18 protein-coding genes are annotated in these 18,432 nt (G+C 62.2%); 16 read left to right on the top strand and 2 right to left on the bottom strand.

Features of this window, described 5'->3' with window-relative positions; all coding sequences use genetic code 11:
* The first annotated feature begins 2 nt into the window (after positions 1 to 2).
* The gene (pth, locus tag CGS25_RS03290) at positions 3 to 590 is read left to right on the top strand and encodes an aminoacyl-tRNA hydrolase (RefSeq protein WP_101674590.1); all 588 of its coding nucleotides are present in this window, start codon (positions 3 to 5) and stop codon (positions 588 to 590) included.
* Between the two features lie 120 nt (positions 591 to 710).
* Here the strand turns inward: pth and CGS25_RS03295 are convergent, their stop codons facing one another.
* Positions 711 to 1,451 carry a glutathione S-transferase family protein gene (locus CGS25_RS03295; protein WP_101674591.1) on the bottom strand — a complete coding sequence of 247 codons (741 nt, stop codon included), beginning with the start codon at positions 1,449 to 1,451 and terminating at the stop codon, positions 711 to 713.
* Between the two features lie 196 nt (positions 1,452 to 1,647).
* On the opposite strand from CGS25_RS03295, the gene ychF reads away from it, so the two are divergent.
* Positions 1,648 to 2,739: a redox-regulated ATPase YchF gene (gene ychF, locus CGS25_RS03300; RefSeq protein WP_089033043.1), complete on the top strand. Its 1,092-nt coding sequence runs from the start codon at positions 1,648 to 1,650 to the stop codon at positions 2,737 to 2,739.
* Positions 2,740 to 2,759: 20 nt separating this feature from the next.
* Here the strand turns inward: ychF and CGS25_RS03305 are convergent, their stop codons facing one another.
* Positions 2,760 to 3,251, bottom strand: a complete 492-nt coding sequence (locus CGS25_RS03305) for a MarR family winged helix-turn-helix transcriptional regulator (protein ID WP_089033044.1) — start codon at positions 3,249 to 3,251, stop codon at positions 2,760 to 2,762.
* Between the two features lie 548 nt (positions 3,252 to 3,799).
* Here CGS25_RS03305 and CGS25_RS03310 point away from each other — a divergent pair.
* The 14 genes from CGS25_RS03310 to CGS25_RS03375 all read left to right on the top strand — a co-directional run bounded on the left by CGS25_RS03310 (position 3,800) and on the right by CGS25_RS03375 (position 18,432).
* Positions 3,800 to 5,260 (top strand): 2-hydroxymuconic semialdehyde dehydrogenase, encoded by a 1,461-nt coding sequence (locus tag CGS25_RS03310; protein ID WP_101674592.1) that lies wholly within the window; start codon positions 3,800 to 3,802, stop codon positions 5,258 to 5,260.
* Between the two features lie 91 nt (positions 5,261 to 5,351).
* A complete protein-coding gene (gene dmpE, locus CGS25_RS03315; RefSeq protein WP_089034571.1) occupies positions 5,352 to 6,137 on the top strand; it encodes a 2-oxopent-4-enoate hydratase in 786 nt (261 codons plus the stop codon).
* Between the two features lie 13 nt (positions 6,138 to 6,150).
* The gene (locus CGS25_RS03320) at positions 6,151 to 7,092 is read left to right on the top strand and encodes an acetaldehyde dehydrogenase (acetylating) (protein WP_101674593.1); all 942 of its coding nucleotides are present in this window, start codon (positions 6,151 to 6,153) and stop codon (positions 7,090 to 7,092) included.
* A 2-nt stretch (positions 7,093 to 7,094) separates the two neighbouring features.
* The gene (gene dmpG / locus CGS25_RS03325) at positions 7,095 to 8,135 is read left to right on the top strand and encodes a 4-hydroxy-2-oxovalerate aldolase (protein ID WP_089033047.1); all 1,041 of its coding nucleotides are present in this window, start codon (positions 7,095 to 7,097) and stop codon (positions 8,133 to 8,135) included.
* A complete protein-coding gene (dmpH, locus tag CGS25_RS03330) occupies positions 8,132 to 8,923 on the top strand; it encodes a 2-oxo-3-hexenedioate decarboxylase (protein WP_101674594.1) in 792 nt (263 codons plus the stop codon). The genes dmpG and dmpH overlap by 4 nt, the downstream gene beginning before the upstream one ends.
* Before the next feature lie 15 nt (positions 8,924 to 8,938).
* On the top strand, positions 8,939 to 9,154 hold the full coding sequence (locus tag CGS25_RS03335) for a 2-hydroxymuconate tautomerase family protein (protein WP_101674595.1): 216 nt from the start codon (positions 8,939 to 8,941) through the stop codon (positions 9,152 to 9,154).
* Entirely contained in the window at positions 9,151 to 9,993 is an 843-nt protein-coding gene (locus tag CGS25_RS03340) for an alpha/beta hydrolase (RefSeq protein WP_101674596.1), read from the top strand. The genes CGS25_RS03335 and CGS25_RS03340 overlap by 4 nt, the downstream gene beginning before the upstream one ends.
* A gap of 45 nt (positions 9,994 to 10,038) precedes the next feature.
* Positions 10,039 to 11,340 carry an aromatic ring-hydroxylating oxygenase subunit alpha gene (locus CGS25_RS03345; RefSeq protein WP_089033051.1) on the top strand — a complete coding sequence of 434 codons (1,302 nt, stop codon included), beginning with the start codon at positions 10,039 to 10,041 and terminating at the stop codon, positions 11,338 to 11,340.
* Between the two features lie 37 nt (positions 11,341 to 11,377).
* Positions 11,378 to 11,908, top strand: coding sequence for an aromatic-ring-hydroxylating dioxygenase subunit beta (locus CGS25_RS03350; protein WP_089033052.1), 531 nt, complete (start codon positions 11,378 to 11,380; stop codon positions 11,906 to 11,908).
* Positions 11,909 to 12,051: 143 nt separating this feature from the next.
* A complete protein-coding gene (locus CGS25_RS03355; protein ID WP_101674597.1) occupies positions 12,052 to 13,092 on the top strand; it encodes a TAXI family TRAP transporter solute-binding subunit in 1,041 nt (346 codons plus the stop codon).
* Between the two features lie 198 nt (positions 13,093 to 13,290).
* Positions 13,291 to 14,643: an OprO/OprP family phosphate-selective porin gene (locus tag CGS25_RS03360; protein ID WP_089033054.1), complete on the top strand. Its 1,353-nt coding sequence runs from the start codon at positions 13,291 to 13,293 to the stop codon at positions 14,641 to 14,643.
* A gap of 171 nt (positions 14,644 to 14,814) precedes the next feature.
* Complete coding sequence (locus CGS25_RS03365; protein WP_232802236.1) at positions 14,815 to 16,713, top strand: TRAP transporter permease; 1,899 nt, start codon at positions 14,815 to 14,817, stop codon at positions 16,711 to 16,713.
* A complete protein-coding gene (locus CGS25_RS03370; RefSeq protein WP_089033056.1) occupies positions 16,710 to 17,567 on the top strand; it encodes a VOC family protein in 858 nt (285 codons plus the stop codon). Before CGS25_RS03365 ends, CGS25_RS03370 begins: the two co-directional genes overlap by 4 nt.
* Before the next feature lie 43 nt (positions 17,568 to 17,610).
* On the top strand, positions 17,611 to 18,432 hold the full coding sequence (locus CGS25_RS03375) for a 1,6-dihydroxycyclohexa-2,4-diene-1-carboxylate dehydrogenase (RefSeq protein WP_101674598.1): 822 nt from the start codon (positions 17,611 to 17,613) through the stop codon (positions 18,430 to 18,432).

Below are 18,432 nucleotides of genomic sequence, written 5' to 3' on the forward strand. Positions count from 1 at the left end.
TCGTGGCGGAGTCGGTTCGACTGATCGTGGGCCTGGGTAACCCGGGCCCCGAATACGACGCCACCCGCCACAACGCCGGTGTCTGGTACATCGACGCCCTGGCCCGTGCCCAGGGCGTTTTTCTGAACGAAGACAAGAAGTATTTCGGCCTGACCGCCACCTTCCAGTTCGACGGTGAAACGGTCCGCCTGCTGGTGCCCAACACCTTTATGAATCGCAGTGGCCAGGCCACCTCGGCCCTCGCCAACTTCTTCAAGATCCCGCCTTCGCAAATGCTGGTCGCCCACGACGAACTGGATCTGCCGCCCGGTGTGGCGCGCTTCAAACAGGGCGGCGGCCACGGCGGCCACAACGGCCTGCGCGACATCATCGCGCGCCACGGCAACAGCCGTGATTTCCATCGTCTGCGCATCGGCATCGGCCACCCCGGCAGCGCCGACCTGGTGACGCCTCACGTGCTCAACAAACCCTCAAGACACGACCGCGACCTGATCGACAAAGCCATCGACGAAGCGGTCCGCCACACACCGGACCTGTTACGCGGTGAGCTGAACGCGGCGATGAATGGGTTGAATGGGTTTCGGGCTTAACTGAATAAAACCGTTGAAAGTTAAAAGTTGAAAGAACCCGCCCCCTGCGATGCAGCGCGGGCAGCACGGCGCCGGCGGGATCTCGCGCCTTCCCGCGTTTTAACTTTTAACTTTCGGTTTTTACCGGTCGGTCCGATAGCGCTCCAACACCCAACGGCCCACCGGCCGCTCACGCAAATCCGCCAGTTGTTTGTCCAGCGCCGGCGGCAGGCTGCCTTCGGCGAACATGTCCCAGGGTGTGCCGGGCGGCGCGACCAGTGGCGCCAGCAGGCTGGCGGCGGCGATGTCCGCCAGGCTCAAGCGCCCGCCCACCAGGTACTCGCCGCCGCTGCGCGTCAATTGCGCCTCCAGCATGGCCAGCCCCTCTTCCAGACGCTGCTCCGAGCGCATCACCGCCTTCGGCTCGATGCGGTAAAGCCGCCGCGTCCCCTCGCGGGTGATCGGCGTCAGCCAACGCTGAATCGGTGCCGGCAGCCGGTAAGGATCGAGCATCGCATTCATCACCTCCGGGCGATCAATCACCTGACCATAGAGCCAGCGGCGCACGTGCACGCCGTAACGGTCCATCTGCTGTTCAAGCTCGATCATCGCGGCGCGCTGGTCGGCATCGGCCGGGGTCAGGCTGCGCTCCGGGTAATACTTCTCCAGGTAATAGGCGATTTTGGTGGAATCGCCCACCACCCGCTTGCCATCACGCAGAATCGGCAGCGTGTTGATGCGCGCCAACCATTGGCTGCGCAGCCGGTGCGGGCCGGGCAGCAGGTTGCGAATGCGGTATTCCAGCCCCTTGTGGTCAAGCTGCCAGCGCGACTTCTCGCAGTAGTGAGAAATCGGAAACTGATAGAGGATACGCTCGCTCATGGTGTCCTTCCCTCCTTGACTGGCCAGTCTAGCCGCGCCCGCCCCGCCGAGGGACGGCGCCAGAGCCTGTGCCGGCGGTCTCCCCAGCAACCCGGGGCGAGAAACAGTTCTGGCAAGTGGCGGAACAACCGCCGTGCCGGTCGCTTTTTGGGCACGCCTTGAGTAGCATTGCGCCCTCGAAAACGGAGGTGCGGATATGGGTATTCAATGCGGCATCGTGGGCCTGCCCAATGTGGGCAAATCCACGCTTTTCAACGCCTTGACCAAGGCCGGCATCGACGCCGAGAACTTTCCCTTTTGCACCATCGAGCCCAATACCGGGGTGGTGCCAGTGCCCGATCCGCGCCTGGACCGGCTCAGCGCCATCGTCAGCCCGGAAAAGGTGATTCCGGCGACCATGGAATTCGTCGACATCGCCGGCCTGGTGGCCGGTGCTTCCAAGGGCGAAGGCCTCGGCAACCAGTTCCTGGCCAACATTCGCGACACCGACGCCATCGCCCACGTGGTGCGCTGCTTCGATGACGAGAATGTGATTCACGTGGCCGGTAAAGTGTCGCCGCTGGACGACATCGAGATCATCAACACCGAACTGGCGCTGGCCGATCTGGATTCCGTGGAACGCGCCCACCAACGCGCCCAAAAAGCCGCCAAGGGCCAGAACAAGGAAGCCCAGGCCCTGATTCCGGTGTTGGAAAAACTGCTGCCGGTGCTCAACGAAGGCCAGCCGGCCCGCGCCGTCGACCTCAGCGACGACGACCGCAAAACCCTGCGCAGCCTCAACCTGCTCACCCTCAAACCGACCATGTACATCGCCAACGTGGACGAGGACGGCTTCGACAATAACCCGCTGCTGGACAAGGTCCGCGAACTGGCCGCCCAAGAGAACGCCTCGGTGGTGCCGATCTGCGCCAAGATCGAATCGGAAATCGCCGAACTCGACGACGAGGAAAAGGCCGACTTCCTCGCCGACCTGGGCATGGAAGAGCCGGGCCTGAGCCGGGTGATCCGCGCCGGTTACCAACTGCTCGGCCTGCAAACCTACTTCACCGCCGGCAAAAAGGAAGTGCGCGCCTGGACCGTGAAAGTCGGCGCCACCGCCCCGCAGGCCGCCGGCGTGATCCACACCGACTTCGAGAAAGGCTTTATCCGCGCCGAAGTCACCGCCTACGACGATTTCATCCAGTTCAATGGCGAACAGGGCGCCAAGGATGCCGGCAAGTGGCGCCTGGAAGGCAAGGAATACATCGTCCAGGACGGCGACGTGGTGCACTTCCGTTTCAACGTGTGATCACTGCCCGAGGCGCACGCTCAAGAGACGGCACCGGCCTCGAACAGATTCTGAATGATCGCCAGCAAGCCACGGTGCATGATGCGCCTCTCCTCTTCGGAGAGGCCGCGCACCGCCACTTCGTTGAGTTCCTCGGCGATCGGGATCAACTCGTCCTTAAGCGCGCGGCCTTTGTCGGTCAGGTAGATGTGCAGGTTTTTGCGATTGCCATCCTGATGCCGCCGCTCGATCAGCCCCTTTGCCTCCATCGCCTTGAGCGCGGTAAACGTGGTCGGCTCCATCAGCCCCACCTGCTCGCTAAGCTCCCGCTGCGTCAATCCTTCGGAATACCAGAGCACGCGCAAAAAGGACCAGTGCCCGAAACTGACCGAATACTCGGCCAGCCGCACTTGTAAGCTCTTTGCTAATACCCGTGCCGCGTCGCGCACCAGGTGGGCGAGGCGGTCCTCGGGGAATTCGCTTTGCCAGTGTTCCAGTATACGTTGTGCGGCGTGATCGTCTCGTCGGCCCATCAGAGAGTCCGTCTCCTTTTCCGATTGCGGTCAATTGTCCCGTGCATGATAGTGGATTTTTAAGTTAGTTTGCTAAGTAAATTGTCTTGCCGCTGCCTCGTCCTGGGCGGCGCGCCGTGCCGCGCATAGACTTGCCGTTCCCCGCAGTTCGCTCCCCGTTCACGAAACTTCTCCCGCCTGAGCCCGCCAATCCGCACCCCGGAAAATCGTCATACCAGCACGAGCCGCGCCCTTTTTGTCGTTTCCGGTGCCAGAAAAACCCAAAAAAAAGAAGTTGACAGCCCACTGGCAATTTATATTAGATATCTAACTTAGATAGCGAAGCATTTGTCCGCAACGCTTTCCAAACCAGTATTGGCCACCCCAGTTTGGTGGTCAGGCGGACCTTTCCAACGGCCTGCCCGAAGCAACGAAAACAGCGGTTCCGCGGGTCGATCCGGCCCGCGTTTTTTCCGCCTTAATCAATTATTGAGAGGCCATCTCAATAGTTAAGAACAACAACGCACGGCATCGCGATGCGCTCGCGGTGCCGGCAGACGGAGCCAGCCATGCAACAGATCAGGCACTTCATCAACGGCGAGTATGTGGAGTCCTCCAGCGGCCGCCGTTTCGACGATATCAACCCCGCCAATGGCGAGCGCATCGCCGAAGTGCACGAAGGCGGCCAGCGCGAGGTGGATGCCGCGGTGGCGGCGGCGCGCGCCGCGTTACAGGGCGACTGGGGGAGCATGCCGGTGGAACAACGCATGGCGCTGTTGCACAAGGTCGCCGACGGCATTACCGCGCGCTTCGATGAGTTTCTTGAAGCGGAGTGCCTGGACACCGGCAAACCCGCCGCCCTCGCCTCGCACATCGACATTCCCCGTGGCGCCGCCAACTTCAAAGTGTTCGCCGATCTGGTCAAGAACGTCGCCACCGAGAGCTTTGTGACCGATACCCCGGACGGCCACGGCGCGCTCAATTACGCGGTGCGCAAACCCCGCGGCGTGATCGCGGTGGTGGCGCCTTGGAACCTGCCGCTGCTGCTGATGACCTGGAAAGTGGGCCCGGCGCTGGCCTGCGGCAACACCGTGGTGGTCAAACCCTCGGAAGAAACCCCGCATACCGCGGCTCTGCTTGGCGAGGTGATGAACCAGGCCGGCATTCCCAAAGGGGTCTATAACGTGGTGCACGGCTTCGGGCCGCAATCCGCTGGTGAATACCTGACCCGCCATCCGCACATCGACGGCATCACCTTCACCGGCGAAACCGGCACCGGCCGCGCCATCATGCAAGCCGCTTCGCAATCCCTGCTGCCCCTCTCCTTTGAACTGGGCGGCAAGAACAGCGCCGTGGTGTTCGCCGACGCCGATCTCGATAAAGCCATCGAAGGCACCCTTCGCTCGGCCTTCGCCAACTGCGGCCAGGTGTGCCTGGGCACCGAGCGCGTGTACGTGGAGCGCCCCCTTTTCGATGCCTTTGTCGCCCGGCTCAAACAAGGCGCGGAACAACTGCGGCCGGGCTGGTGGCGCGACGAAGGTGTCAGCTTTGGTCCGCTGGTCAGCCACGCGCATCGGGACAAGGTGCTCTCTTACTACGAAACCGCGCGCCGCGACGGCGCCACCGTGGTCACCGGCGGCGGCGTACCGGAGATGCCCGAGGCGCTGGCCAACGGCGCCTGGGTACAACCCACCATCTGGACCGGGCTGCCGCCCCACTCGGCGGTGCTCAGCGACGAGATCTTCGGCCCGTGCTGCCACATCCAGCCGTTCGATGACGAAGACGACGTGATTGAACAGGTCAATGACACCCCCTATGGCCTGGCCTGCGCGCTGTGGACCGAAAACCTCGCCCGCGCCCACCGGGTGGCACCGCGTATCGACGTTGGGCTGTGCTGGGTCAATAGCTGGTTTCTGCGTGATCTGCGCACTCCGTTTGGCGGCAGCAAACAATCCGGCATTGGCCGCGAAGGTGGCGTGCACGGCCTCGAGTTCTACAGCGAGCTTTCCAACGTCTGCATCAAGCTGTGAGCGTAACCCGCGCCCATTGAGCCACCAGGGCATGTCACGCACCGGCATGACAAGAATCGAGATGACACGAGTCGATATGAAAAGCACGGATATGGAAAAAAACCGCATTGAACACTATGGCGATGAGCTGTTTCAGGCATTGCGAGATCGGCGCGCGATCGCGCCGATCACCGAGCGGCAAGCGGACCTGAGCCTGGAAGACGCCTACCGCATCTCGCTGCGTCTGCTGGAACGGCGCCTGGCGGAAGGGGAAAAAGTCATCGGCAAGAAAATCGGCGTCACCAGCACCGCCGTGCAACGCATGCTGAACGTGCACCAGCCGGATTTCGGCTATCTCACCGACACCATGGTGTATGGCCACGGCGATGCCCTGCCCATCGGGGGCGAACTGATTCAACCCAAAGCAGAGGGCGAAATCGCTTTCGTGCTCAAACGTGACCTGAGCGGTCCCGGCATCACCAACGCCGACGTTCTCGCCGCCACGGAATGCGTGATGCCCTGCTTCGAAATCGTCGATTCCCGTATTCGCGATTGGAACATCACGATTCAGGACACGATCGCGGACAACGCCTCCTGTGGGCTGTTCGTGCTCGGCGACCAGGCGGTGTCGCCGCACCGCGTGGACCTCGCCACCTGCGGCATGGTGGTGGAGAAAAACGGCTCGGTCATCAGCACCGGTGCCGGCGCCGCCGCCCTCGGCTCGCCCGTGAACTGTGTTGCCTGGCTGGCCAATACGCTGGGCCGGCTTGGCACCTCTTTGAAAGCCGGCGAGGTGATTCTTTCCGGCTCCCTGGTACCACTGGAACCGGTGCGCCCGGGCGATCACATGCGCGTTGATATCGGCGGTATTGGCAGCGCCTCGGTACGCTTTATTTAAAGGATTCTCGGTAATGAGTAAGAAACTGAAAGCAGCGATTATCGGTTCGGGCAATATCGGCACCGATCTGATGATCAAGATTCTGCGCCACGGGCAGCATCTTGAAGTGGCGGCCCTGGTTGGCATCGACGCCGCCTCCGATGGCCTGGAGCGCGCCCGGCGTCTCGGCGTGGCGACCACCCACGAGGGCGTGGAAGGCCTCGCCCGCCTGCCCGAATTTGACCAGATTCAGGTGGTGTTCGACGCCACCTCCGCCGGTGCCCACCTGCACAACGAGGCGTTTCTGCGCGCCAGGAAACCCGCTCTGCGCATCATTGATCTGACCCCGGCGGCCATCGGTCCTTATTGTGTGCCGGTGGTCAATCTGGAACAGAACCTGAACGCCACCAACGTCAATATGGTGACCTGCGGCGGCCAGGCTACCATTCCCATGGTGGCGGCGGTGTCCCGGGTCGCCAAGGTGCACTACGCCGAGATCGTGGCTTCCATCGCCAGCAAATCCGCCGGCCCCGGCACCCGCGCCAACATCGACGAGTTCACCGAAACCACCTCGAAGGCCATTGAGGTGATCGGCGGCGCGCAACGGGGCGCGGCGATCATCGTCCTCAACCCGGCCGAGCCGCCGCTGATCATGCGCGACACCGTCTATGTGCTCTGCGAAGCCGCCGACCGCGCGCGCATCGAAGCCTCGGTGCGGGAAATGGCCCAGGCGGTGGCCGCCTATGTGCCCGGATACCGCCTCAAGCAAGCCGTCCAGTTTGACGACATTGCCGCCGACGCCCCGCTCAACCTGCCCGGCGTCGGCCGCTTCCATGGCCTCAAGACGTCCATCTTTCTGGAGGTGGAAGGCGCCGCCCACTATCTGCCCGCCTACGCCGGCAATCTGGACATCATGACCTCGGCGGCTCTGGCCACCGCCGAGCGCATCGCTGCGGCCATCGCAGGGGGAGCCTGAGTATGTATTTCGATCCTGGTAAGAAACTGTATATCTCCGACGTCACCTTGCGCGATGGCAGCCACGCCATTCGCCACCAATACTCCATCGACAACGTGCAAGCGATTGCCCGCCAACTGGACCGCGCTGGCGTGGACAGCATCGAGGTGGCCCACGGCGACGGGCTGCAGGGCTCCAGTTTCAATTATGGTTTCGCCGCGCACACCGATCTGGAATGGATCGAGGCGGTCGCCGACGTCATCGAGCGGGCCCGCATCGCCACCTTGTTGCTGCCGGGCATCGGCACCGTGCATGACTTGAAAGCGGCCTATCGCGCCGGTGCAAGGGTGGTGCGCGTGGCCACGCACTGCACCGAAGCGGATGTCTCCAGGCAGCACATCGAAGCGGCTCGCGAGCTGGGCATGGACACAGTCGGCTTTTTGATGATGAGCCACATGACCAGCGCCGAAAACCTGGCGACACAGGCCAAACTGATGGAGAGCTACGGCGCCACCTGCATCTATGTGGTGGACTCCGGCGGTGCGCTCGGCATGCAGGACGTGCGTGATCGTTTCCGTGCGCTGAAATCGGCGCTCAAAGCCGAAACCCACACCGGCATGCACGCCCATCACAACCTGGGGCTGGGCGTGGCCAATTCGATCGTGGCGGTGGAAGAAGGCTGTGATCGCGTCGACGCCAGCCTGGCGGGCATGGGCGCCGGCGCCGGCAACGCGCCGCTGGAAGTGTTCATCGCCGCCGCCGAAAAGCTCGGCTGGCAGCACGGATGCGACCTGTACACGCTGATGGACGCCGCCGACGACATCGTGCGCCCCTTGCAAGACCGGCCGGTGCGGGTAGACCGCGAGACCCTCGCACTGGGCTATGCCGGCGTCTATTCCAGCTTCCTGCGCCATTCCGAAGTGGCGGCGCGAAAATACGGCCTGAAGACCGTGGACATTCTGGTTGAGCTGGGCAAACGGCGCATGGTCGGCGGCCAGGAAGACATGATCGTCGACGTGGCACTGGATCTGCTCGCCGAGCAAGGCAAGGAGGCGCGCGGATGAGAACGCTGACCGAAGAGCAGATGCTGGCCCTGGCGGAACGGGTGGAAAACGCGGAACTGAACCGTACCGCCATCGCCAAGGTCACCGGAGATTACCCGGACATGACGTTCGCCGACGCCTATGACGTGCAGTGGGAAATTCAGCGCCGCAAACGCGAGCGCGGCCATCGTTTGGCCGGCATGAAGATGGGGCTGACGTCGCGGGCCAAGATGGCGCAGATGGGCGTCGAAACACCGATCTACGGCTTTCTCGCCGACTATTTCGCAATCCCCGAAGGCGGTGAAATCCGCTGCGACGAGTTGATCCATCCCAAAATCGAGGCGGAGCTCGCGTTCGTGACCAAGGCGCCGCTGCGCGGACCCGGCTGCCACATCGGCGATGTGCTGGCCGCCACCGACTTTGTCATTCCAGCGGTGGAGGTGATCGATTCGCGCTACCAGAATTTCGATTTCGATCTGGTCAGCGTGGTGGCGGACAACGCCTCCTCGTCGCGCTTCGTCACCGGCGGGCGCAGCGCCGACGTCGCCGGCCTGGATCTGACCACGCTGGGCGTGGTGGTGGAGAAGAACGGCGAAGTGGTGGAAGTCGGCGCCGGCGCGGCAGTGCTGGGCCATCCCGCCGCCAGCGTGGCGATGCTCGCCAACCTGCTCGCCGAACGGGATCAATACCTGCCCGCCGGCAGCTTCGTCATGACCGGCGGCATCACCGCCGCCATCGCCGTGCAACCCGGCGATGCCATCCATGTGCGCTATCAGGGCCTGGGGTCGATCTCCATGCGGATCGCTTAGGGCCGGGAGAAAAAAATGCCTTTACTACAAGTCACCATCGTCGAAGGACGCGACGCGCAACTCAAGGAACAACTGATCGGCAACCTCACCGATACCGTGGTGCACACCCTATCGGTGAAGCCGGAAGCGGTACGCGTGTTGCTGCAAGAGATGCCCAAAACCCACTGGGGCACGGCGGGCCAGTCGATGGCGAAGCGCGATGCGACATTAACCAAGGGAGATGAGCAATGAGCGATGAGAACCCTGAACTTGGCCTGCGCATCAATGCCGGCGGCATCGAAACCAATTACCACGACGCCGGCGAACACGACGGCGTTCCGGTGCTGCTGCTGCACGGTTCCGGCCCCGGCGTCACCGCGTGGGCGAACTGGCGGCTGAACATCGCCGAGCTGGCGAAGCAACGCCGCGTACTGGCACCGGACATGGTCGGTTTCGGCTACACCGATCGCCCCGATGGCGTTCAGTACAACCTGGACACCTGGGTCAAACACGCGGTGGATTTCCTTGATGCGCTGGGCGTGAAGCAAGCCGACGTGGTGGGCAATTCCTACGGCGGCGCGCTGGCCCTGGCATTGGCCATCCGCCACCCGCAACGGGTCCGGCGCCTGGTGTTGATGGGGGCCGCCGGTGTCGACTTCGAGCTGACCCCGGGCCTGGACGCGGTGTGGGGCTATACGCCCTCGGTGCAGGGCATGCGCGAATTGATGGAAAGTTTTGCCTACGACAACAGCTTGCTCAGCGACGAACTGGCGGAGCTGCGCTACCGGGCAAGCGTGCGTCCCGGCTACCAGGAGGCCTTCTCGCGGATGTTCCCGGCGCCACGGCAACGCTGGGTACGGGCGTTAGCCAGCAACGAATCGGATATCCGCGCCCTGCCGCATGAAGCGCTGATCGTGCACGGCCGCGAAGACCGCATCGTGCCGCCGATTACCTCGCGCACCTTGTTCGATCTGATCGAGCGCGCGCAACTTCATTTGTTCGGACGCTGCGGTCACTGGACACAGATCGAGCACGCCGCGCGGTTCAACAAGCTGGTGAACGACTTCCTCGGCGAAGCCATCGCGCAATGAACAAGCGGCCGGCGAGCCGCACAGTGAACCCATAAGGACACAGCAATGACCACGCTGATTGCAACCAGCCGCGACTACGGCGCCTTGATTAAAGAAGATCGCGTGCACAGCGCCATCTTTACCGACGAACAGATCTTTCAAGATGAGATGGAACGCATTTTCCATCGCACCTGGCTGTTCGCGCTGCACGAAAGCGAAGTCCCCAAGCACGGCGACTTCAAACGCCTGCAACTGGGCCGTTTTCCGATCATCGCCACCCGCGACGGTGACGGCCAGATTCAACTGCTTATCAACCGTTGCCGGCATCGGGGCGCGCAGGTGTGTGAGGCGATGCGCGGCAACGCCAAGCGCTTTCAGTGCTGGTATCACGGCTGGACCTACGACAGCAAAGGCGATCTGGTCGGCGTCACCGGCGCGGAAGCCTACGATCAGAAATTCGATCCCGAGCAGCACGGCCTGACCCGCGTGCCACGGGTGGACAGCTACCGAGGCTTCGTTTTCGCCAGCTTCGACGAACAGGCCATGGACCTGCGCCAGTATCTCGGCGCCACACTGAAATACTTCGACATCATGGTCGATGCGTCCCCCACCGGAGAATTGCAAGTGAAGCCCGGCGTGGTCAATCGCACCCGTTACCGTGGCAACTGGAAGCAGGTGGGCATGGACGGTTACCACCCGCACTACGTTCATATGTCGGTGTTCAAGATTTTCAGCAAGAGAGAGAACACCACCGGCTCGGCGGTGGGTGCCCTGCATCTGGAGGACCCTTTCGCGGACAGCTCCTCAAGCCGTACACGCGGATTTGAGTATGGCCACGCCTGCCTGGATTTCCGTGCCCAGCGGCGGCCTCATGCCGAGCAATCCATTGAGGACCTGCGCGCCAGCGACGACGGCCGGCGGTACGTGGAGGATATGATCACCGCCCACGGCGAAGAGCACGCCAAGGAACTGATCGCCTGGCACGGCGACCCGCACCTGGGCGTGTTTCCCAATCTGCAGCTGATCCACGACCACGTTCGAGTGGTGGTGCCGATCAGCCCGGGGGAAACCGAAGTACTGATGTACCCGGTGTTTCTTAAAGGCGTCGGCGACAGCATTAATGAAAAGCGACTGCGCGCCCATGAAGCCTTCTATGGACCCGCCGCCGCCGGCTCGCCGGATGACGCGGAAATCTTCGAGCGCACCCAGCGCGGGCTGATCGCCGACGCCGATCCCTGGGTGTTGCTGGGCCGCGGCCTGGGCCGCGAAGAACAGGACGAGGACGGCAGCGTCGCCGCCTGCATAAGCGATGAAACCACCCAGCGCGCGCAAATGCAGGAATGGAAACGACTGATGACCCGGCGTTGAAGCCGGGCATGCACGCACAGATTCGGAGCACAAGAGAATGGCAAAACAGATCGTGAACGCGGCACCCGAGGCAGTCACTACCGGCCTTGTCGATACCGCGACCCAGCAACGTCTGGAGAGATTTCTGACCTATGAGGCGGCGCTCATGGACGAGCATCAGTACGACACCTGGATGGCCCTTTGGGAAGGCAATGACATCCGCTACTGGGTGCCGTGCAACGATGACGATCAGGACCCCTCTTCCGGCATCGCGATCATCTATGACGATCGCAGCCAGCTGGAAGAACGCATTATGCGTCTCAAGGACAAGACCGCTCACGCCTATCGGCCACAGGCCAGGCTGAACCGAAATATCGGCGGCGTGGTGGCGGTATCCCGCGAGCAGGACATTGTCGAAGTGGCCAGCAATTTCGTACTCGGTGAAATCCGGGTCGGAGTGCAGAACATCTGGTTTGGCAAATGTCTGTATCGACTGCGCGACAGCGGGGAAACGTTCCGCCTGCTCAGTAAAAAGGTGATGTTACTGAACAACGATGAGGCGATGCCGAATCTGACTTTTCTGGTGTGACCGGAAAGGCCGGATCGGGCAACCGAGGGCAATGGGGCCAGTCCACCCCATCGCCATCGCCTTGCCCGAAAACGGAAACGGGCGCTTTGCGGCCCGAAAATAACGACACAGAGCAATTTATACAATAATCACGGAGGCTCACTATGATCCATTCATTACGGCGGCTGACCCGCCCTCGTTACGTCCGTTACGCCTTGATCGCCTTGTTCACCGGCGCCAGCGCGGTGGCGACGGCGGCGCCCGATGTCGATGACTCGCCGGTGGACGTCACCATCGCCGGCTATTCATCCGGCGGCCAGGTGTCGGTGTTCGGCGAAGGCGTCATCGATGCGGTTCGTCGCACCTACGACAACTCCAGCATCGTCTATGAACCGGGCAACCCAGCCGGCGCACTGGAATATCTGCGCACCGGCCGCCGGCCGTTCGCTCTGGAAAGCATGATCGAACCGCGCATGGCCTTTAATGGCCGTGCTCCGTTCCGCCAGAAATACGAAAAGGGAACGATTACCGGCGTGTTGAACGGCTCTCCGGACGTGTTCGCCCTGGCGGTATACGCACGTCAGGAATTCCTCGATAAGTACGACATCAAGAGCTTCGACGATCTGATCAAAAAGCAGGTACCCATGCGGGTGTCGGTAAACCAGCCGGGGAACCTGTGGGTACGCGAGCACGTGCGCTCGTTGCTTTCTTACTACGATAAGCAAATGAGCGACATCGAGAAATGGGGCGGCAAACTGGTGGCCTTGCCCACCGGCGCCTCCAACGATCTGATGCGCGATGGCCGTCTTGACGTGGTGATTACCGGCGGTGTCACGCCGGCCGGGTCCATCGTCGAGTTGGGCAGCGTGCAAAAGATCGGCTTCGTGCCGCTGGGCAAGAAGCTGGCGAGCTATGTCGCCGACGACCTGGGCCTCAAGGTCGGCGAAATTCCCGCCGACTCCTACGAATTCCAGAAGCAACCGCTCTACGTGCCGTTCACCAGCTTCGTGATCGTAGCCGGCCCCGAAGCCACCTTCGAGGATGCCTACAAGCTGGCTAAATCCATGTATCAGCAGATTGATCGCTATCAATCGCTGCACCCGGCCTTGGCCAAGGCAAGCCGTGAGCGTCTGCCGGATCTCGGCTACCTCAAGCTGCATCCAGGTGCCGAAGCGTTTTATCGGGAAGTCGGTTTAATCAAGTAAACAGGCGGCGTTCAAGGTAGCGGCATGAGCCGCCGTGACAGGACGGCACCCCGTTGAAGCGGGTCGCGGTAGAGATTTCAGGGAGAGAAAGAAAAGGGCCAAAACCTGCTGCAACAGGTTTGGCCCGGTACTGCCTTACGCTTTTCAAATACTGAGAAAGGTTATCAATCTCAGAGAAAAAGAACAAGGACACTAACAATGAAACAGACAATCAACAGCACCCGCACACCGCTGGGTACCGTGGCGATACCAGCATTGGTGATTGGTGCCCTGGCCGTGGCCATGGGCTTGCAAACCGCGCGCGCCGACAGCGATCTGGATCAGAGAGTGCGTAAGCTGGAGCAGGAACTGGAAGCCGTGAAAGCTGAGAAAGCTGAAAAGGCCAGCGACGGTAACCTGGTGACCATCAAACAGCGTGGTGGCCGCATGCTGCTCTCCAGCGGCGATGGCAACTTCACCGCCCGGGTCGGTGGCCGCATTCTGATGGACACCGCGTGGTACAACGAAGACGGCGAACCGATGGGCAATGGCACACGCTTTCGGCAAGCACGCCTGGAAGCCGCCGGCACGCTCTACAGCGACTGGTCCTACGTGTTCCAGTACGACTTCACCAACAGCGGCGAGGGCGGCATCAAGGAAGCCTACCTGGGTTATAACGGCTTTAAGTTCGCCAATACCGACCTGCATTTATCGTTGGGGAACCGCTTTCTGCCGTTCGGCTTCCTGGGGCAGCAGAGCCCCAAGTACACCATGTTCATGGAGCAACCCACCGCCAGCCTGGTGCTGGGTGCCGGCGCGCGGCGGCTTGGCTTGCGCAGCGATCTGATCGGCAACCGCTGGCGCTGGAGTATCGCCGCCACCCAGGCGCCACTGGGCAGCCGTGCCAGCGACGCCAACGCGGACGACCCGGTGGACATCGCCACGCAGTTCACCTTCAACCCGATCCAGGCAACCAACCATGTGCTCAACCTGGGGGTCTCCTTGCGGCGCCAATCCGCTAAGGGCTCCGATGATTTCCGCCTGCGCGCCCGGCCGCAAACCTACTTGAGCCCTTTCCGGCCGGTGGACACCGGCGCGTTCGTCTCCGACGGCTTCACCGCCGGTGGCGTTCAACTGATGTACCTGCACGGCCCGTTCGAACTGGAAACCGAGTATTTCCAACAGAAGTTCGATCAAATCGAAGGCGGCCCGGGCGATGGCGAGAAGCCTGAATTCAAGGGTGGCTACGTTCAGGCCGGCTATTTCCTGACCGGCGAGAGCCGCGCCTACAAACCCGGCGAGGACGTCTTCGGGCCGCCCACTCCGGCACGCAGCCTGAGCCAGGGCGGGCTCGGCGCCTGGCAGGTGGCCGCCAGCTACAGCACTTTGGAGCTCACCGACAGCAACATCGACGGCGGCCAGATCGACATGATGATGCTAGGCCTGAACTGGTTCCCGGAGCAGCGTCTGCGCTTTTCGCTGGAGTACGGCAACGTGCTTGATGTGGAAGGCGGCCCCTACGATGGCGACCAGCCCAGCTTCGTTCAGGCACGGGCGCAGGTCGAATGGTAGCACCCAGGTAATCCAACCCGGGCCGGCTTCCGGCGGAGGAACCGGCTCCTATTTGTTCACCGCCATTGCGCCCGCTCACCGGCGGGCGCAACGCACCATCAAACAGGTGTTGCAATGCGATACGTAAAAAGATCTCTCTGGCTTTTGTTTCAAATGGGCAACAAGGTGCCCATGGATCGCTATAAGTACGCCTTCTTCGCGCTGCTTGCGGTGCCATTGACGCTGTTCGAGGTCTGGTACGCCCTCGCTGGAGAGATTGGCCGATTGGAACTGGCGATCATTTTTGTCGTGCCGATGTACGTGATTTCATTTCTGGCGATCAGTTACGCACCGGACGTGAACCGCAGCACCATCGGCGACTACCTGCTCTCCCTGACCAGCCTGATCGCCGGCGTCTACCTTATAACCCAGATGGACCGCTATCACGACTGGATCAGCGGCTTGAGCTACTTCACCGTCTGGGACCAGGTCGCCGCCGCCGCGTATCTGATATTGACCCTGGAGTTGCTGCGTCGTTGCGTGGGCCCGGGCATTTCGGTGGTGGTCTGGCTGGTGATCGGCTACTGCCTGCTCGGCCATCACCTGAGCGGATTTTTCAGCCATCGCGGTCTGAGCTGGCACTATCTTCTTGAAGTATTGATGGTCTCCCCCCAGGACGGGGGGCTGTTTTCGGCGCCCATTCAGGTTGCCGCGGTGTACGCTTTTCTGTTCGTGACCTTCGGTAAATTTCTGGAAAAAAGCGGCGGCGGCGATTTCTTTTTTAATCTGGCGGCGCTGATCGCCGGCCGTCGTTCCGGCGGCTCCGCCAAGGTCGCCATTACCTCCAGCGGTCTGTTCGGGATGATCTCCGGCAGCCCCGCGTCCGACGTGATGACCACCGGTTCGATCACTATCCCGATGATGAAGCGTGCCGGTTATACCGGTCGCGTGGCCGGCGCCATCGAGGCGGTGGCCTGCACCGGCGGCGCGCTGTTGCCGCCAGTGATGGGGGCGGTGGTGTTTCTAATGGTGGAATTCACCGGCATTCCCTATAAGGAAGTGCTGCTTTCGATTCTTGCCTCCTCAGTCCTTTATTACGTGTGCATCTACGTTCAGGTGCACTGCTATTCCTGCCGGCGTCAGGTGGGGCGCATCGATGCCAGCCTGATTCCCTCATTGTGGACCGTGGTGCGCACCGGCTGGATTTTCGTGATTCCCATGGGCCTGCTGGTCTATTACATGCTCAACGGGCACACGCCCGCGCTGGCGGCCACCTTCGCGCTGATCGCGGTGATCCTCGCCAGTTGGGGCATCCCGGGTAAACGCCTTGGCCCACGCAAGCTGATCGAAGGCTGTGTGGAGGTATGCACCGCCATCGCACCGTTGATCGCCGCCGTGGCCGGCGCCGGCATTCTGATGCTGGGCCTGAATATTACCGGCCTGGTGTCCAAGCTTTCGGCGCTGATCTTCAGTGTCGCGGAAGTGAATATCTTCCTGGCGCTGGCCGCGGCCGCGGTCGTCACCATTATCTGCGGCATGGGCATGCCAGTGGTGGCGGTCTATTCCCTGGTGGCGGTGATGGTGGCACCGGCCCTGGTTGACGCCGGTCTGATGCCGATCCAGGCGCATCTGTTTCTGATTTTCTTCGCGGTAGCCTCTTATCTGACGCCGCCGGTGGCGGTCGCCGCCTACGTGGCCAGTACCATCGCCGACGAGCGGCCAATGACGGTGGCGGTGACCGCCGCGCGTGTCGGCATGGTGGTGTTCGCGCTGCCTTTCGCGTTCGTCTACAACCCGGGAATGCTGCTGATCGGCGAGTGGCAAACGATAGTCTTCGACATCGTCAAAGTGACGGTGGCGGTGTGTGTGCTCGCGGTGGCGGCGGAAGGCTGGTACCACGGCATTCTGAAATCCTGGGTGCGAGCCCTGTTGATCGCGGTCGCCCTGCTTGGCTTCTCATCATTCAACCTGATCGGTGTGGCCGGCCTCTGCCTGGCGGCGGCGTACCTGATCAGCAAACGCCTGCGGCCGGCACTGGACGGCCCGCTTCCCCCCTCTTCCGGCAATCAAAAAGTGGAGACCTGGCAATGATTCATTTGCACGATATCTGCTATCTGCGCCTGGGCTGCCAGGACCTGGATCAAATGGTGGACTTCGCCACCCGCATCCTCGGCCTGGAACTGCGCGAGCGCACCGACACGCACGCCTATCTGCGCGGCGACGACAGCACCTATAACCTGTGCTATATCCAGGGCGACGCCGACTATGACGCGTCCGCCTTCCAACTGCGCACGCTGGATCAACTGGACGACGCCGAGCGCCAGCTCAGCGCCGAAGGGTTTGCCGTGCACCGCGGTACGCCAGCGGAGTGCGAGGAGCGCCACGTCGAAGCCTTCATCGGCTTCACCGACCGCAACGACAACCGCCTGGAACTGGTTTATCGCCACCACCGCACCGGGGTGCGCTATTTTCCGGCGCGCGACGCCGGCATCACTGAATTCGGTCACTTCGGCCTGCACAGCCGCGACATCGAACGGGATCTGTCTTTCTGGACCGCGTTCATGGATGCGCGCATCAGTGATCGCATTGGCGAGGGCGCCTTGCTGCGTATCGACGAGGTACACCACAAGATCGCCCTGTTCCCTTCGGAGAAAAGCGGTATCCAGCACGTCAATTTTCAGGTGGCGGGCATCGATGACGTGATGCGCTCCTGGTACTTCCTGAAAGAAAACGACATTCCCATTGTGTTCGGTCCCGGCCGCCACCCCACTTCCACCGCCATGTTCATTTACTTCATGGGCCCGGATAACCGGGTCTACGAGTATTCCGCCGGCGTGAAGCGGATTACCGATGAGGGCGCCTATACGCCGCGCCAGTTCGAGATGAAACCGTCTTCGTTCTGTATGTGGGGGGCGCGCCCCAACGTGGAAGAATTCAGCGAATAGCGTGGCGCCGACAACGCCATCAACGACTCCAGGGAGAAGTGCCATGAGTGCTTATGGTTGCAAACGATTCGAGAACAAAGTGGCGGTTGTCACCGGCGCGGGCCAGGGCATTGGTCTGGCCAGCGCCTGGCGGCTGGCCCGCGAAGGCGCCAAGGTAGTGCTCGCCGATAAAGCCGAAGCGCCTGCCCAGGCGGCGGCGGAGGCGAGACGCGCCGCCGGCCACCCGGTGGCGGTGGCGATCGCCGACCTGTCCACTTTTGATGGCGCGGTGAGCGCCATGGATTTGGCGCACGTTGCCTTCGGCAAGGTGGATGTACTGGTCAATAACGTTGGCGGCACGATCTGGAAAAAGCCGTTCTGGCACTACAGTGAGGAGGAGATCCGTGCCGAGGTGGAGCGCTCGTTCTGGCCGCCGCTCTGGTGTTGCCGGGCGGTGATCGAGCACATGCGCGAGCGCGGCGGCGCCATTGTCAACGTGGGCTCCAATGCCACCATGGGCATCTTCCGCATTCCCTACTCCGCCTCCAAGGGCGGCGTCGCCGCGCTCACCACCGCTTTGGCGGTGGAGCTTGCCGACTTCAATATTCGCGTCAATTGCGTATCGCCGGGCAACACCGCCGTCAAGGAGCGCCCCACACCACGTCTAGAGCGCCAATTAAGCGACCAGGAAAAACGCTGGAACCAGCAGTTCTACGACTACGTCAGCCGCGAGGGGCTGTTCGAGCGCGCCGCCAGCGTGGATGAACAGGCCGCCGCCATTGCCTTTCTTGCCTCCGACGATGCCTCCTATATCACCGGCGAAGTCATCGACACCGGCAAGCGCGGCATGCGCATTTCCACCGTCACCGGCGGAGTGAACGAGTGA

Source organism: Alloalcanivorax mobilis (assembly GCF_002864685.1).
GTDB lineage: Bacteria > Pseudomonadota > Gammaproteobacteria > Pseudomonadales > Alcanivoracaceae > Alloalcanivorax > Alloalcanivorax mobilis.

Coding starts and splice junctions, on each gene's coding strand:
- CGS25_RS03295 (WP_101674591.1), bottom strand. CDS start 1,451: ATGAGCGAGCGTATCCTCTATCAGTTTCCGATTTCTCACTACTGCGAG.
- ychF (WP_089033043.1), top strand. CDS start 1,648: ATGGGTATTCAATGCGGCATCGTGGGCCTGCCCAATGTGGGCAAATCC.
- CGS25_RS03305 (WP_089033044.1), bottom strand. CDS start 3,251: ATGGGCCGACGAGACGATCACGCCGCACAACGTATACTGGAACACTGG.
- CGS25_RS03310 (WP_101674592.1), top strand. CDS start 3,800: ATGCAACAGATCAGGCACTTCATCAACGGCGAGTATGTGGAGTCCTCC.
- dmpE (WP_089034571.1), top strand. CDS start 5,352: ATGGAAAAAAACCGCATTGAACACTATGGCGATGAGCTGTTTCAGGCA.
- CGS25_RS03320 (WP_101674593.1), top strand. CDS start 6,151: ATGAGTAAGAAACTGAAAGCAGCGATTATCGGTTCGGGCAATATCGGC.
- dmpG (WP_089033047.1), top strand. CDS start 7,095: ATGTATTTCGATCCTGGTAAGAAACTGTATATCTCCGACGTCACCTTG.
- dmpH (WP_101674594.1), top strand. CDS start 8,132: ATGAGAACGCTGACCGAAGAGCAGATGCTGGCCCTGGCGGAACGGGTG.
- CGS25_RS03335 (WP_101674595.1), top strand. CDS start 8,939: ATGCCTTTACTACAAGTCACCATCGTCGAAGGACGCGACGCGCAACTC.
- CGS25_RS03340 (WP_101674596.1), top strand. CDS start 9,151: ATGAGCGATGAGAACCCTGAACTTGGCCTGCGCATCAATGCCGGCGGC.
- CGS25_RS03345 (WP_089033051.1), top strand. CDS start 10,039: ATGACCACGCTGATTGCAACCAGCCGCGACTACGGCGCCTTGATTAAA.
- CGS25_RS03350 (WP_089033052.1), top strand. CDS start 11,378: ATGGCAAAACAGATCGTGAACGCGGCACCCGAGGCAGTCACTACCGGC.
- CGS25_RS03355 (WP_101674597.1), top strand. CDS start 12,052: ATGATCCATTCATTACGGCGGCTGACCCGCCCTCGTTACGTCCGTTAC.
- CGS25_RS03360 (WP_089033054.1), top strand. CDS start 13,291: ATGAAACAGACAATCAACAGCACCCGCACACCGCTGGGTACCGTGGCG.
- CGS25_RS03365 (WP_232802236.1), top strand. CDS start 14,815: ATGGATCGCTATAAGTACGCCTTCTTCGCGCTGCTTGCGGTGCCATTG.
- CGS25_RS03370 (WP_089033056.1), top strand. CDS start 16,710: ATGATTCATTTGCACGATATCTGCTATCTGCGCCTGGGCTGCCAGGAC.
- CGS25_RS03375 (WP_101674598.1), top strand. CDS start 17,611: ATGAGTGCTTATGGTTGCAAACGATTCGAGAACAAAGTGGCGGTTGTC.